The sequence below is a fragment of the Streptomyces sp. NPDC002619 genome, from assembly GCF_042889305.1.
Taxonomy (GTDB): domain Bacteria; phylum Actinomycetota; class Actinomycetes; order Streptomycetales; family Streptomycetaceae; genus Streptomyces.
On the sequence record NZ_JBIAQV010000009.1, the window covers coordinates 35834 to 49532 of the forward strand.

14 protein-coding genes are annotated in these 13699 nt (G+C 71.4%); 6 read left to right on the forward strand and 8 right to left on the reverse strand.

The window, feature by feature from the left end:
* Positions 1-3: 3 nt before the first annotated feature.
* Together ACFYXB_RS17005 and ACFYXB_RS17010 are read right to left on the reverse strand one after the other, a co-directional pair.
* Positions 4-720, reverse strand: coding sequence for an MBL fold metallo-hydrolase (locus ACFYXB_RS17005; protein ID WP_389582708.1), 717 nt, complete (start codon positions 718-720; stop codon positions 4-6).
* A 62-nt stretch (positions 721-782) separates the two neighbouring features.
* A complete protein-coding gene (locus tag ACFYXB_RS17010; protein WP_389582711.1) occupies positions 783-2138 on the reverse strand; it encodes a dipeptidase in 1356 nt (451 codons plus the stop codon).
* Between the two features lie 132 nt (positions 2139-2270).
* On the opposite strand from ACFYXB_RS17010, the gene ACFYXB_RS17015 reads away from it, so the two are divergent.
* A complete protein-coding gene (locus tag ACFYXB_RS17015; protein WP_351358809.1) occupies positions 2271-3539 on the forward strand; it encodes a geranylgeranyl reductase family protein in 1269 nt (422 codons plus the stop codon).
* Here ACFYXB_RS17015 and ACFYXB_RS17020 read toward each other — a convergent pair.
* Positions 3529-3978, reverse strand: coding sequence for a nitroreductase family deazaflavin-dependent oxidoreductase (locus ACFYXB_RS17020; protein ID WP_389582714.1), 450 nt, complete (start codon positions 3976-3978; stop codon positions 3529-3531). The two genes, ACFYXB_RS17015 and ACFYXB_RS17020, sit on opposite strands and share 11 nt — an antisense overlap.
* A 134-nt stretch (positions 3979-4112) precedes the next feature.
* On the opposite strand from ACFYXB_RS17020, the gene ACFYXB_RS17025 reads away from it, so the two are divergent.
* From ACFYXB_RS17025 to ACFYXB_RS17035, 3 genes are all read left to right on the forward strand, one after another.
* The gene (locus tag ACFYXB_RS17025; protein WP_351358814.1) at positions 4113-4799 is read left to right on the forward strand and encodes a TetR/AcrR family transcriptional regulator; all 687 of its coding nucleotides are present in this window, start codon (positions 4113-4115) and stop codon (positions 4797-4799) included.
* A 79-nt stretch (positions 4800-4878) separates the two neighbouring features.
* A complete protein-coding gene (locus ACFYXB_RS17030) occupies positions 4879-6123 on the forward strand; it encodes a sensor histidine kinase (RefSeq protein WP_389582717.1) in 1245 nt (414 codons plus the stop codon).
* Complete coding sequence (locus ACFYXB_RS17035) at positions 6120-6785, forward strand: response regulator (protein WP_389582719.1); 666 nt, start codon at positions 6120-6122, stop codon at positions 6783-6785. The genes ACFYXB_RS17030 and ACFYXB_RS17035 overlap by 4 nt, the downstream gene beginning before the upstream one ends.
* 140 nt (positions 6786-6925) lie before the next feature.
* On the opposite strand, the gene ACFYXB_RS17040 is transcribed toward ACFYXB_RS17035, so the two are convergent.
* A complete protein-coding gene (locus ACFYXB_RS17040) occupies positions 6926-8407 on the reverse strand; it encodes an MFS transporter (protein ID WP_389582722.1) in 1482 nt (493 codons plus the stop codon).
* An 85-nt stretch (positions 8408-8492) separates the two neighbouring features.
* On the opposite strand from ACFYXB_RS17040, the gene ACFYXB_RS17045 reads away from it, so the two are divergent.
* Positions 8493-8885 (forward strand): MarR family winged helix-turn-helix transcriptional regulator, encoded by a 393-nt coding sequence (locus ACFYXB_RS17045; protein WP_389582724.1) that lies wholly within the window; start codon positions 8493-8495, stop codon positions 8883-8885.
* Between the two features lie 10 nt (positions 8886-8895).
* On the opposite strand, the gene ACFYXB_RS17050 is transcribed toward ACFYXB_RS17045, so the two are convergent.
* The 4 genes from ACFYXB_RS17050 to ACFYXB_RS17065 all read right to left on the reverse strand — a co-directional run bounded on the left by ACFYXB_RS17050 (position 8896) and on the right by ACFYXB_RS17065 (position 13050).
* A complete protein-coding gene (locus ACFYXB_RS17050) occupies positions 8896-9642 on the reverse strand; it encodes a maleylpyruvate isomerase family mycothiol-dependent enzyme (protein ID WP_388501899.1) in 747 nt (248 codons plus the stop codon).
* Between the two features lie 36 nt (positions 9643-9678).
* Positions 9679-10878, reverse strand: a complete 1200-nt coding sequence (locus tag ACFYXB_RS17055; RefSeq protein WP_389583173.1) for an arginine deiminase — start codon at positions 10876-10878, stop codon at positions 9679-9681.
* A 421-nt stretch (positions 10879-11299) separates the two neighbouring features.
* Complete coding sequence (locus ACFYXB_RS17060) at positions 11300-12466, reverse strand: MFS transporter (RefSeq protein ID WP_389582727.1); 1167 nt, start codon at positions 12464-12466, stop codon at positions 11300-11302.
* A 116-nt stretch (positions 12467-12582) separates the two neighbouring features.
* Complete coding sequence (locus tag ACFYXB_RS17065; protein ID WP_388506850.1) at positions 12583-13050, reverse strand: winged helix-turn-helix transcriptional regulator; 468 nt, start codon at positions 13048-13050, stop codon at positions 12583-12585.
* Positions 13051-13162: 112 nt separating this feature from the next.
* Here ACFYXB_RS17065 and ACFYXB_RS17070 point away from each other — a divergent pair, with 112 nt between their 5' ends.
* The gene (locus ACFYXB_RS17070; protein ID WP_389582730.1) at positions 13163-13663 is read left to right on the forward strand and encodes a PaaI family thioesterase; all 501 of its coding nucleotides are present in this window, start codon (positions 13163-13165) and stop codon (positions 13661-13663) included.
* Positions 13664-13699 lie beyond the last annotated feature (36 nt).

Below are 13699 nucleotides of genomic sequence, written 5' to 3' on the forward strand. Positions count from 1 at the left end.
TGCTCAGCGCGGCACCTCGTACGTGTCCGCCGCTTTCCGAAGTACTGCCGAAGCTTGACCGGTCACCGGATCACCGTGGCCGAAACAGACCACGTCCGCGTCGAGACCGGCCAGCCGGTGGAAGGAAGCGATCGCCCGGGCGCGGTCGAGGTTGAACACACCGAGCATCACCGACCCGGTCACCGGCGCCGCGGCCACCGCGTCCCCCGTGAACAGCACGCCGTGCGCCGGGAGATGGAGTGCGATGCTGCCGTGGGTGTGGCCGGGGGCGTGGACGACGCGGGCGCCGCCGCCGAAGTCGAGGACGTCACCGTCGGACAGGTCGGTGACCCGCTCCGGCGGCACCGGGTCCCCCGGTGGCAACTGCTTCGCGGCCTCGGCGTGGATCGGCAGCTCCCAGTCCTCGAACACCGGGGGCGGGCCCGGGAGTTCGCCCCGGACGACCGGGGCGTCCAGCCGGTGCGCGAGTACCTCGGCTCCGGTCAGCGCGGCCAGCTCGCCGGCCCCGCCCACATGGTCCTCGTGGAAATGGGTCAGGACGATCCGCAGTACGTCCGCCGGGGCCCGCCCGAGACCTGTGAGCGCGTCGGCGATCGTCCGGCCGGCGCCGATCGGGCCGGCGTCGACCAGCGTCAGCTCGTCGCCGTCGGCCCAGAGGTAGGCCTGGCCGACCGGGAAGCGCAGGAGGTGGAGGCGGGGCAGGATCTCGATGACGTCCATGCGCCGACCGTAGGGAGGGCCCCCGCCCGAAGGCGAGGACCCTCTGCCGTGGGCAGATCGGTTCAGCCCGCCGCGTAGTTCCGCAGGAACAGCGCCTCCGTCACCGAAAGGCGCTCCAGCTCTTCCGGGGACACGCTCTCGTTCACGGCGTGGATCTGCGCCTCCGGCTCGCTCAGGCCGATGAGCAGGATCTCCGCCTGCGGGTAGAGACCGGCGAGGGTGTTGCACAGCGGGATGGAGCCGCCCTGACCGGCGTACTGCATCGTCTCGCCCGGGTAGGCCACCGTCATCGCATCGGCCATCGCCTGGTAGGCCGGGCTGCTCGGGTCGGCGCGGAAGGCCTGGCCCTGGCCGATCTGCTCGGTGCTCACCCGCGCGCCCCACGGCGTGTGCGCCTCCAGGTGGGCCTGGAGCAGCTTGGTGGCCTCGGCCGCGTCGACGCCCGGCGGCACCCGCAGGCTGATCAGGGCGCGGGCGCTCGCCTGCACGGACGGGGTGGCGCCGACGACCGGCGGGGCGTCGATGCCGAGGACCGTGACCGCGGGGCGGGCCCAGATGCGGTCGGCGACCGTGCCCTTGCCGATCAGCCCGACGCCGTCCAGCACCTTGGCGTCCGAACGGAACTGCTCCTCCGTGTACTCCAGGCCCTCCCAGTGCGTCTCGGGGGCGAGCCCGTCGACGGTGGTCGAACCGTCCTCGGCGCGCAGCGAGTCCAGGACCCGGATCAGCGCGCCCAGGGCGTCCGGGGCGGCACCGCCGAACTGCCCGGAGTGCAGATTGCCCTCCAGGGTGTCGATCTTCACCCGGACCAGGGTCATCCCGCGCAAGGTCGTCGTCACGGTCGGCAGACCGACGCGGAAGTTGCCCGCGTCGCCGATCACGATCGTGTCCGCGGCCAGCAGTTCGGGGTGCTGCTCGGCGTACCGCTCCAGACCGCCCGTGCCCTGCTCCTCCGAGCCCTCGGCGATCACCTTGACGTGCACCGGGACACCGCCGTTGGCCTTGAGGGCGCGCAGGGCGAGCAGATGCATGATCACGCCGCCCTTGCAGTCGGCGGCACCGCGGCCGTACCAGCGGCCGTTCCGCTCGGTCAGTTCGAACGGCGGGGTGGTCCAGGCGGCCTCGTGCAGGGGCGGCTGCACGTCGTAGTGGGCGTACAGCAGGACCGTTTTGGCGCCCTCGGGACCAGACAGGTAGCCGTACACCGACTGTGTTCCGTCCGGGGTGTCGAGCAGGGCGACGTCCTCGAAGCCCTCGGCGCGCAGGGCGTCGGCGACCCAGTTCGCGGCGCCCTCGCTCTCGCTCCTGGGGAACTGGTCGAAGTCCGCCACCGACTTGAAGGCCACCAGCTCGGTGAGCTCCGCCTTCGCTCTGGGCAGCAGCGAGGCGACGGTCTCGGCGACCGGATTCGACGACATGGGCACGCTCCTCGTGGGTGCGACGTTGTTGCGGTAAGTACCACCGATACTCCCACAGTGGCCTGCGGCGACGGCCGCCGTAGGATGCGGGGGACAGGTGCACAGACGGCTTGATCGGAGCAGCGGACCATCGTGAGCGGCGAGAACTCTTCGGCGGACGACGTGCAGCGGGTGTGGGACGTCGTCGTGGTGGGCGCGGGACCCGCGGGGGCCTCGGCCGCCTATGCGGCGGCGGTCGCGGGACGACGCGTCCTGCTGCTGGAGAAGGCGGAGCTGCCCCGCTACAAGACGTGCGGCGGCGGCATCATCGGCCCTTCCCGCGACGCGCTGCCGCCCGGCTTCGAGCTGCCCTTCCGGGACCGGGTGCACGCGGTCACGTTCTCGAACAACGGGCGCTTCACGCGTACGCGCCGCTCCAAGCAGATGCTGTTCGGGCTGATCAACCGGCCCGAGTTCGACCAGCAACTGGTCGAGCACGCGCAGAAGGCGGGCGCCGAGCTGCGTACGGGCGTCACGGTCCAGCGGGTCGAGCAGCACGGCTCGGCGGTGCCGGACCGGCGCACGGTCGCCGTCGTCCTGCAGGGCGGTGAGACGATCCTGGCCCGCGCTGTGGTCGGCGCCGACGGCAGCGCCAGCCGCATAGGTGCGCACGTCGGGGTGAAGCTGGACCAGGTCGATCTCGGTCTGGAGGCGGAGATCCCGGTGCCGGAGACGGTCGCCGAGGACTGGAAGGGACGGGTCCTCATCGACTGGGGCCCGTTGCCCGGCAGCTACGGCTGGGTCTTCCCGAAGGGCGACACGCTGACCGTCGGCGTGATCTCGGCGCGCGGCGAAGGCGCCGCGACCAAGCGGTACTTGGAGGACTTCATCGCCCGGCTCGGCCTCGCCGGCTTCGAACCGAGCATCTCCTCCGGGCACTTGACCCGGTGCCGCGCGGACGACTCCCCGCTCTCCCGTGGGCGGGTCCTCGTCTGCGGCGACGCGGCCGGGCTCCTCGAACCGTGGACCCGTGAGGGCATCTCGTTCGCGCTGCGTTCGGGGCGGCTCGCCGGTGAGTGGGCGGTGCGGATCGCCGAGGCGCACGACGCCGTGGACACCCGGCGCCAGGCCCTCAACTACGCCTTCGCCATCAAGGCGGGACTCGGCGTCGAGATGAGCGTCGGCAAGAGCATGCTCGCGGTGTTCGAGCGCCGGCCCGGGCTCTTTCACGCGGTGCTCACAGGCTTCCGCCCCGCCTGGAAGGCCTTCAAGGACATCACGCGGGGCGCCACGTCCCTGGGCGAGCTGGTGCGTACCCACCCGATGGCCCACCGCGCCCTGACCGCGCTGGACCGGCGGCCCGCGGCGGCCGAGGAGCCCCGGGAGACGGGGGAGAGCGCGGAGGACGCGGTCACTTCGTGACGGTGATCCGGAAGACCGGGTGGTCGGGGGCGATGCGGCGCAGTTCGGTGTCGGGGGAGTCGGGGCCGACTCCCTTGAAGAACACCCCGACCTCGGCCTTCCAGCGCTTGAGGTAGGCGCGCAGCAGCGGGACCTTGTCGTCGTCGCCGACCTCGGTCGCGGTGAACACGTCGACGTGCTTGCCCAGGTGCAGCTCGCCGCCGCCGGCCGCGCGCATGTTGTGCGTCCACTGGACGTGTCCGCGCGGGGCGACCAGGTACTGCTGCCCGTCCACGGTCAGCAGGTTCACCGGGGTGGTCCGCCACTCGCCGCTCTTGCGGCCGCGGACCGCGAGGACCCGGGAGCCCCACACGCTGATGCCCCGGCGGGTGATCCACGCCACCGCGCGGTTGAAGACATTGACGGTGAACCAGTCGGGCTTCTGCACATGCGTGGACATGGCTACTTCCTCCAGGAAGCTGTTTGAGAGCGATGCTCTCGGTTGACAAGAGTGTGGAGCAGATCGGTGCTCCAGAGCAAGAGCAGTGCTCTTTTTTATGTGCAGTGCTCTCTCTTCGTGGCACACTGCTGGGTATGAGGACCGCACAGGGCGCCCGTGCGCGGGCCAGAATCGAAATCACGGTGGCCATCAAGGACGCGGCGCGCCGACAGCTCGCCGAGGACGGTGCCGCCAAGCTCTCGCTGCGGGCCGTGGCACGCGAACTCGGCATGGTCTCCTCTGCGCTCTACCGCTACTTCCCCAGCCGTGACGACCTGTTGACCGCCCTCATCATCGACGCGTACGACTCCCTCGGCCAGGCCGCGGAGACGGCGCGCGACGCGGCCGCGGGCGCCGCTCCCGTGGAGCACTGGACGGCCGTGTGCGAGGCGGTGCGCGGCTGGGGGCTCGCGCATCCGCACGAGTACGCGCTGATCTACGGCTCTCCCGTGCCGGGCTACTCGGCCCCCGAGACGACCGTCCCGCCGGCCTCCCGCGTCGCCCTCGTTCTCATCGGCATCGTCCGTGACGCCCACGAGGGCCCGGGCCTGGCCGGCCTCGCCCTCCCCGAAGAGCTGCGGCCCGAGGCCGAGCGGATGGCCGCCGACCTCGTCGCCGACCTGCCGCCCGAGGTGGTGGCCGCGATGGTGGCGGCCTGGGCGCAGCTCTTCGGACTGGTGGGGTTCGAACTGTTCGGCCAGTTCAACCGGGTGGTGGAAGACCGGGAGAGGTTCTTCCGGCACGCGGTGACCGGGCTCGCGCACGGGGTGGGGCTGCGGTAGCCGCCGTCGGCGTACTCCCCGGGAAGTACGTGTGATCACCACGTCCGGCTGACGCCCCCGCGGCGCGCCGACGTCTAGCGTGGCCGTCATGGAAGAGCAGCGCGTGCGTGGGCACGGGCCGTCGCAGTGGTGGCGGTACGGGCCCCCGTGGTGGAACCGCCCGGACGACGTCGAGCCGCCGGCCGCCCACTGGCCGTGGCGCTCCACCGTGCTGCTCACCGCCTTCGTGCTGGTCGGCTCGAACTTCGCCGCACGGGAGCAGTTCCACCGCGTCCCGCTCGACGGCTACGCGCGCGTGCTGCTCCTGGTGGCCTCGGGGTTGCTGTTGTGGCGGCAGCGGTACCCGGCGTTCGTGGCGTTCGGCACGGCCGCGGCCACCCTGGTCTACCTCGGCGCCGGATACCCCTACGGACCGGTCTTCCTGACCGTCGCCGTGAGCTGCTTCAGCGCGATCGTCGCCGGCCGCCGGTGGGCCGCCTGGGCGGCGATGGGGATGCTCTGGGTCGGGCACGCCCTCGTCTCGCTGTGGCTCTACCGCTGGCTGCCGCCGCCGGGCGACCGGGGCGCGAACGTCAACCAGGAGATCGTGATCGCCACCTGGGTGGTGGCCATCGTCGCCGTGTCCGAGCTGGCCCGGGTACGGCGCGAACAGTGGGCCCGGGAGCGGGCCGACCGCGCCCTGGCGGCCCGGCGGCGCGCCGACGAGGAACGGCTGCGGATCGCACGCGAACTGCACGACGTCCTTGCCCACAGCATCTCCGTCATCAACGTCCAGGCGGGCGTGGGCCTCGCGCTCCTGGACACCGACCCCGAGCAGGCCCGCGAGGCGCTCACCACCATCAAGGCCGCGAGTAAGGAGGCGCTAGGCGAGGTCCGTCAGGTGCTGGACACCCTGCGCGCCCCCGGTGCCGCCCCGCGCGCCCCGGCGCCCGGCCTCGACCGGCTGCCCGAACTGGTGGAACAGGCGGCCGGCGCGGGCCTCACCGTCGAGGTCGACGGCACGGCCCCGCATCTCCCGCCGGGCGCCGACCTGGCCGCCTTCCGCATCGTCCAGGAGGCCCTCACCAACGTCGTCCGGCATTCGGGTTCACGGCACGCGCGCGTGCGGCTGGAACACGACGCGGACGCGCTGCGGCTGCGCATCGACGACGACGGTCCCGCGACCGGCGCCGACGCGGGCGGCAGCGGCAACGGGCTGGCCGGAATGCGGGAGCGTGCCGCCGCCCTCGGTGGCACGATCGAGGCGGGCCCGCGTCCCGACGGCGGCTTCCGGGTGCTCGCCGTACTGCCGTTGCAGATCAAGGTCAAGGAGGACGACCGGTGATCCGAGTACTGCTCGCCGACGACCAGTCGCTGGTGCGGGCCGGGTTCAGGGCACTGCTCGACGCGCAGCCGGACATCGAGGTGGCCGGTGAGGCGGCCGACGGCGAGGAGGCCGTGCGCAGGGTCTGCGAACTGCGCCCCGACGTCGTCCTGATGGACATCCGCATGCCGCTCCTCGACGGCCTGGCCGCGACCCGCCGGATCACGGGGCCGGCGGACCTGAAGGACGTCAGGGTGGTCATGCTGACCACCTTCGAGCTCGACGAGTACGTCTTCGAGGCGATCCGCTCGGGCGCCTCCGGCTTCCTGGTCAAGGACACCGAGCCGGACGAACTCGTGCGCGCCGTAAGGGCGGTGGTCGAGGGGGACGCGCTGCTGTCACCCGGGGTGACCCGCCGTCTGATCGCCGAGTTCGCGGCCCGCTCCAAGGAACCCACGGCCGCCGACGCCCTCGGTCAACTCACCGAGCGGGAACGGGAGGTGATGGCCCTGGTCGGCATCGGCCTGTCCAACGAGGAGATCGCCCGCCGCCTGGTCGTCAGCCCCCTCACCGCGAAGACCCACGTGAGCCGCACGATGGTGAAGCTGGGCGCCCGAGACCGCGCCCAACTCGTCGTACTGGCCTACGAGTCGGGGCTGGTGCGGCCGGGCTGGCTGGGCTGAGTCCGGCGTCTGTCATGGACGTACGCCCGGCGGGGCAACCAGCCCCCGCCGGGCGCACGTTCGGGGGCGTTCCCCCCAGGACAAGCCACGATCGTGCCGCAGACGATCGACGGCATATCGCGGCACTTCCAGCGAAGCGCTCAGTCGCGGACCGTCACGCGCTCCGCTTGCGCCTCCTTCACCGTGGACCTGGCGACCACGACCGACGGCTGCGTGCGACGGCTTCGCAGCCCCGTGAGTGTGAGGAGCAGGCCGGTCAGGGCGACGCCCGTGACGACCATGAAGCCGGGGCGGTAGCTGTCCAGGACGGCTTGTGGGGTCGCGTCGGACGGGGCGCCCGCCGTGACCACCGCGGTCACGATCGCGAGGAAGATCGCGCCGCCCACTTGTACCGAGGTGTTGAGCAGTCCGGAGACCATGCCCTGCTCGTGGTCCTCGACGCCGTTGGTGGCCTGGATGTTGAGCGAGGGGAAGACCAGCGCGCAGGCCGCACCGATCAGCAGCATCGACGGCAGGATGACCGCCGCGTACACGGGGTCGAGGTCGACGCGCAGGAACAGCGCGTACCCGACGGCCATCAGCGCGAAGCCCGTCGCGATCAGCCGAGGGGTGCCGAACCGGTCGACGATCGAGCCGACCTTCGTCGAGGACACCGCGACCAGGGCGCCCGCGGGCAGGAAGGCCAGCGCGGTGTGCAGCGCCGACCAGCCGAGCAGCGACTGCATGTACAGCGTCGTCAGGAACTGGAAGCCGACGTACGACCCGAAGAAGGCCACCGCGCCGAGCTGGGCGCGGATCTGGCTGCCCGACCGCAGCACACCGAGCCGGATCAGCGGGCCCGGCGAGCGCCGTTCCACCTGGACGAAGACCGTGAGGAGCACGGCGACGGCGAGGAACGACAGCAGCGTGCGGGCGGAGGCCCAGCCGGCCTGGGGTGCCTGGACGACGGTGAAGACCAGCAGCAGCATCGACGCGGTGCCGAGCACGGCGCCGGGGATGTCGTACCCGTTGTGGTCCTTCTCGCGTTCGCTGCGCGGCAGCAGACGCAGTCCCGCGAGCAGCGCGATCACGGCGATGGGGGCCGGCAGCAGCATGGTCAGGCGCCAACTGGCCTCCGTGAGCAGCCCGGACAGCACCAGACCCATGGAGAAACCGGTGGCCGCGCACGTGGTGTAGATGGAGAGGGCGCGGTTGCGCAGCGGGCCCTCCGCGAAGGTCGTCGTGATGATCGACAGACCCGCGGGCGCGGTGAACGCCGCGCTCAGGCCCTTGATGAAACGGCTGGCGATCAGCAGCGGACCGGAGTCGACGAGCCCGCCGAGCAGCGATGCGAGGGCGAAGACGCCCAGGGCCACCAGGAACACCTGGCGCCGGCCGAGCAGGTCGGCGGTGCGGCCGCCGAGGAGCAGCAGTCCGCCGTATCCCAGGATGTAGCCGCTGACGATCCATTGCAGTGTCGACGTGGACAGGTGGAGATCGGAGCCGATGGACGGCAGGGCGACGCCGACCATCGACACGTCGAGCGCGTCGAGGAACATCGCGGCGCAGAGCACGAGCAGCGTGCCCCACAGCCGGGGCGTCCAGCGTCCGTCGGACGCGGGCGTGGTGAGCGGAGAGGTCATGGCGACGACACTACATGCGTATGCATCGGATGCAAGCGCATTTAATTCTGGTGCAACAATTTCACTTCTCTGCTACGGTGCGGCCATGGCGGCGAACAAGGCCGAGCAGGCGCTCGTGCAGCAGTGGCGGGACATCCTCGCGCTGCACGCCCGCACGCAGTGCGAACTCGACCGCGTCCTGCACGGGCACGGCCTGTGCGCCAGCGACTTCGAGGTCCTCGACCTGCTCTCGCAGGGCACCGCGGGGGACGGCGGCTGCGCATACCGAATACAGGGGATCTCCGACCGTGTCCATCTCAGCCAGAGCGCGCTGTCACGCCTGATCGCCCGCCTGGAGAAGGACGGACTCGTCGAGCGCGCCATGTGCACGGAGGACCGGCGGGGCGTGCGGGTGGCGCTCACGGCGAAGGGGCGCGCGCTGCACGGCGAGGTGCTCCCGGTGCAGCGCGCGGTGCTGACCCGGATGCTGGCCGGCTGACCAGGCCCGGTCAGATCCCGGACGTCTCCCGCCACAGCGTGGCCAGCGAGGCGTCACCCGTCACGCTGGGCACCGGCACGCGGTTCCACAGCGCCAGGTACAACTGATCGGCGGGACCGGCCAGTTCGGCCGCCGCCTCACCGGACGCGTCGCACATGGTCACGGGCGGCCCGTCCGACAGCCGTACGGTCCACACCGCGTCCGCGCCATCGTCCGCGCCCACGGCCCGCACCCGCAGCACGCGCGGCGCCTCGCTGCGGACCCGGCTCCTTTTGCGGGCGTGGAAGCCGCGCAGCAGTTCGTCGATACCGTCCACCGCGAAGTCCGTGCCGACCGGCGACGGGGTGCCGCCGCGTGCCGACTCCGCGTCGTGGCGGTGCACGGTCGTCTCGTGGGCCTGTCGCCGGGTCCAGAAATGCAGGGGTGAGGGGTTGGGTGCGGGGTGGAAGGTCCAGCACTCCAGGTCGGGCGGCGCGGCGGCCAGGGCGTCGACCAGGCGGTGGTGGCTGTCCCGGTACCAGGCCACCAGCTCGTCGCCGTCGAGGTCCGGGCCGTCGCCGATGGGCCGGTGAGCGGTGTGCCCCTCGGCCGCGTAACCGGTGGCCCACTCGTGCACGGCGCCCGTGTGCCGCAGCAGGTCACGCACCTGCCACTGCGGGCAGGACGGCACCTTGGCCTCGGTGCCGGCCCGTTCGGCGGCTGCGGCCAGCAGCCGCCCCTCCCGGTCCAGGGTCTGAAGGAAGTCGGCAGTCTCCATGAGGTGAGTGTGCCGGACGCGACGGGGTGGGCGTCTTCAGAAGTCGACCGGATCCCGCACGATAGGACAGGTCACGCAGTGGCCGCCCCTGCCCCGGCCCAGTTCGGCGCCGACGATCGTGATGACCTCGATGCCGGCCTTGCGCAGCAGGGCGTTGGTCTGAGTGTTGCGGTCGTACGTGACCACCACCCCCGGTTCCAGGGAGACCGCGTTGTTGCCGCTGTCCCACTGCTGCCGCTCGGACGCGTTCACGTCACCGCCGGTCTCCACGACCCGCAGCCGGGGCAGTCCGAGCGCCTCGGCGACCACCTCGACGAACGGCGTCGAACCCTCGTCGGTGATCTCGACGCCCGGCGCCCTGTCCCCGGGGCGCAGCGAGAAGGCGTGGACCCCGTCCATGATCCTCGGATACAGCGTCACCACGTCGCGGTCGGCGAACGTGAACACCGTGTCGAGGTGCATCGCGGAGCGCAGCTTGGGCATCCCGGCCACGATGACGCGCTCGGCGGCGCCCTGCTCGAACAACGCCTTGGCGACCTGGGTGACGGCCTGCCGCGAGGTCCGCTCGCTCATCCCCATCAGCACGACCCCGTTGCCGACCGGCATGATGTCGCCGCCCTCGAACGTCGCTTGCCCCCAGTCGAGTTCGGGGTCGCCCCACCACACCGTGGAGCCCGAGTAGTCTGGGTGGAAGGTGTAGATCGCCTTCATCAGCAGCGTCTCGTCGTGCCGGGCGGGCCAGTACAGCGGGTTGAGGGTGAGCCCGCCGTACAGCCAGCACGTCGTGTCACGGGTGTAGAGCGTGTTGGGCAGCGGCGGCATCAGATACTCGCCGACGCCGGTGGACTCGCGGGCCAGCGCGATGTAGTCGGAGCGGTACTCGTCCGGGAGGTCGGCGGTGGCCAGACCACCGATCAGGTACTTGGCCAGCTGGGTCGGTTCGAGGGTCTCCAGATAGGCGCGGGTGGTCTCCATCAGGCCGAGACCGACCTCGTTGGCGACGATCTTCCGGTCCAGGAGCCACTCCCGCGCCATCGGGTCCGCCATGGTGTGCGCGAGCAGATCGTGCAACTCGACGACGTCGACGTCCCGTTCACGCAGCTTGTTGACGAAGTCCGCGTGGTCGCGCTGCGCGTTCTCCACCCACATCGCGTCGTCGAACAGCAGGTCGTCGGCGTTGGTCGGGGTGAGCCTGCGATGGGCGAGACCGGGCTCGCACGCGAGCACCTTGCGCAGCCGGCCGACCCATGGACCCCACGACCATCGCGGTCATCATGGGCAGCGTGAGCTTGGCCGCAGGCGGTGAGGAATTGAGACTCTGCGTCGACTGTGCCTGCGCCATGGTTCACACGATGGGACAGCCCCGCACCGTGTGCACCTTTTGTTCCATCCGGGTGGTGGCCCTGGACGCCATGCGGATACGTGGCCGGCTCTTGCCCATGCCCGAGCAGCCGGTGACGGTCACGTCTCCCGCGCCCTGCCGACCAGGACGCGCTCTTCCCGCCCCTGGACACAGGCGGAACGTCGGAACCGCCGACACATGCCCACACACACCAGCCAACGACCACTCGAATCTCTGTCCGAGCCACCCCTCCGGGGAATGGTGTGCAGTACTACGTATGCGTACGGGATGCATGCCGTACGCATACGTATCGCGTCAGCCCGCCGCCGCGTGCCGGGTGAGGAAGCCGATGAGCGCGGCGACGCCCGCGAGTACGGCGACGCTCGTGAGGGCGGCGGACAGCGAGAACGCGTCGGCCATGAAGCCGATGGCGGGCGGTCCGAGAAGCATGCCGCCATAGCCGAGCGTGGACGCGGTCGCCACGCCGCTGGACCCCGCGAGCCTGCCCGCGCGTTCGATGGCGACCGGGAAGAGATTGGCGAGCCCGAGTCCGGTGACGGCGAAGCCGACCAGTGCCGCCCACGCGGAGGGAGCGAGGGAACCGAGCAGCATGCCGACGGCCGCGGTGACGCCGCCCGCGACCACGGTACGGGTGCGGCCGAGCCGTTCCAGCAGGGAAGACCCGGTCAGCCGTCCGACGGTCATGGCGAGCGCGAAGGCCGAGTACCCCGCCGCCGCGAGCCCCGGCGAGCTGTCCAGGTCCTGTTCGAGGTGCAGGGCGCCCCAGTCCGCCATGGCTCCCTCGCCGTACGCCGTGCACAGCGCGATCAGCCCGAAGACGACGACCAACGCGCGCGTGCGGCCGTCGAGGCGCCGCGGACGCGCACCGGCCGTGTCGCTCGGGCGGTCCGGCGGTCGGGGCGGTGCGTGCCGCAGGAGGGTGGGGCTCGCGGCAGCGGTCACGAGCAGTCCGACCACGGTCAGGCCGAGCAGATGCTCGGTCGGGGAGAGGAGCTCGGCGACCAGACCGCCGAGCCCCGCGCCGATCATGCCGCCGAGGCTGAAGGCCGCGTGGAAACTCGGCATGACCGGTCGCCGGAGCGCGGCGACGAGATCGACGGCGGCGCTGTTGAAGGCCACGTTGATCCCGCCGTACGCCGCCCCGAACACCAGCAGGACCGCACCCAGCGCGGCCACCGAGTGGGTGAGCGGAGGCAGGGCGACGCTGAGGGAGAGCAGGACGGCGCACACGACGGTGACCGGGTGACTGCCGTACCGGCGGCACAGGCGTCCGGTGAGCGTCATGGTGACGACCGCCCCGGCCGAGACGCCGAGGAGCGCGAGGCCGAGGGCGCCCGCGGAGGCGTGGGTCTGCTCCTTGATGGCGGGGATGCGGACGACCCAGCCGGCGAAGACGAAGCCGTCGAGAGCGAAGAAGGCGGTGATCGCGATACGGAGACGGGTGAGCGCGCTGTCGGGCACGACGCTGTGCGTCCGGGTTTTGTTTATTTGCGGCACAAACTCAGGCTAGGGGTGTCCCAGGAGCGGGACAAGGGTGGTGGCCCGCCGGCCGCCGCCGTACCCGAAGGCCGACCGGGTCAGGACCTGCGCCGTGCCCCCGGACCCGGTCGCGCCGTGACGTCCCTCGGGGCCAGGGTGGTGTGGTCCTCGGCACACTCGACGACGGCCCGTACCGGGGCCCCGCACTCCGAGTGGTGGATGTCCAGCATGGGCCCCTCGGGATCGCCGGCGTACGTCTCGCCCCACTGCCTCAGTGCGATGAGAACCGGCCACAGGTCCCAGCCCTTGCGGGTCAGCCGGTACTCGTTGCGGGAGCGGCTGCCCGGCTCCTGGTACGGCACGGTCCTGAGGATGCCGGCTGAGGTCAGCTTGCGGAGCCGGTCGCTCAACACCGCTTCGGACAGGCCGATATGGCGGCGGAAGTCGTCGAAACGGCGGACCCCGTTCGCCGCGTCCCGCACGATCAGCAGCGTCCACTTCTCGCCGACCACGTCGAGCGTGCGCTGGACCGTGCAGTTCTCCGTGCTCGTATCGAGCCACTCCATGGCGTCCATGGTCTCCATGGCACCCATGGTAGGGAGCTGGCTTCGACATTGACAGTCAGTGGCGCGCACGGCTAGCTTCGATCAACGAAGTCAGACGAGGAGGCAGGGCACCGTGGGACGGACACGAACGTACGAGTGGGAGGACCCCGCGGTCACGGCGGCGGCCGTCGGACGGGCCTCCGGCCTGGACTTCCTGCGCGACATGCTGGAGGGGCGGCTGCCCGGACCGCCCGTCCTCGCCACCCTGGACTTCCAGCTCGCAGAGGTGGCCGAGGGCCGGGTGGTGTTCTCGCTGACCCCGGGCGAGGACCACTACAACCCGATCGGCAGCGTGCACGGCGGTGTCTACGCGACGCTGCTCGACTCGGCGGCGGGCTGCGCGGTGCAGTCCATCCTGCCCGCCGGCGTGGGCTACACCTCGCTCGACCTGACCGTGAAGTTCCTACGCCGGATCACCGTGGACACCGGCCCGGTGCGCGCCATCGGCACGGTCGTGAACAGTGGCCGTACGACCGCACTCGCACAGGCCACGCTGGTCGACGCGACGGACCGCCTGCTCGCCCACGCCACCAGCAGCTGCCTGCTGTTCCCGGTGCCCGCCTCCGGTACCTGATCCACCGACATCGGCTCCCACGTCTGACCAACCTCA

Coding starts and splice junctions, on each gene's coding strand:
- ACFYXB_RS17040 (WP_389582722.1), bottom strand. CDS start 8,407: ATGACCTCTCCGCTCACCACGCCCGCGTCCGACGGACGCTGGACGCCC.
- ACFYXB_RS17065 (WP_388506850.1), bottom strand. CDS start 13,050: ATGGAGTGGCTCGATACGAGCACGGAGAACTGCACGGTCCAGCGCACG.
- ACFYXB_RS17025 (WP_351358814.1), top strand. CDS start 4,113: ATGAGGACCGCACAGGGCGCCCGTGCGCGGGCCAGAATCGAAATCACG.
- ACFYXB_RS17045 (WP_389582724.1), top strand. CDS start 8,493: ATGGCGGCGAACAAGGCCGAGCAGGCGCTCGTGCAGCAGTGGCGGGAC.
- ACFYXB_RS17005 (WP_389582708.1), bottom strand. CDS start 720: ATGGACGTCATCGAGATCCTGCCCCGCCTCCACCTCCTGCGCTTCCCG.
- ACFYXB_RS17010 (WP_389582711.1), bottom strand. CDS start 2,138: ATGTCGTCGAATCCGGTCGCCGAGACCGTCGCCTCGCTGCTGCCCAGA.
- ACFYXB_RS17050 (WP_388501899.1), bottom strand. CDS start 9,642: ATGGAGACTGCCGACTTCCTTCAGACCCTGGACCGGGAGGGGCGGCTG.
- ACFYXB_RS17020 (WP_389582714.1), bottom strand. CDS start 3,978: ATGTCCACGCATGTGCAGAAGCCCGACTGGTTCACCGTCAATGTCTTC.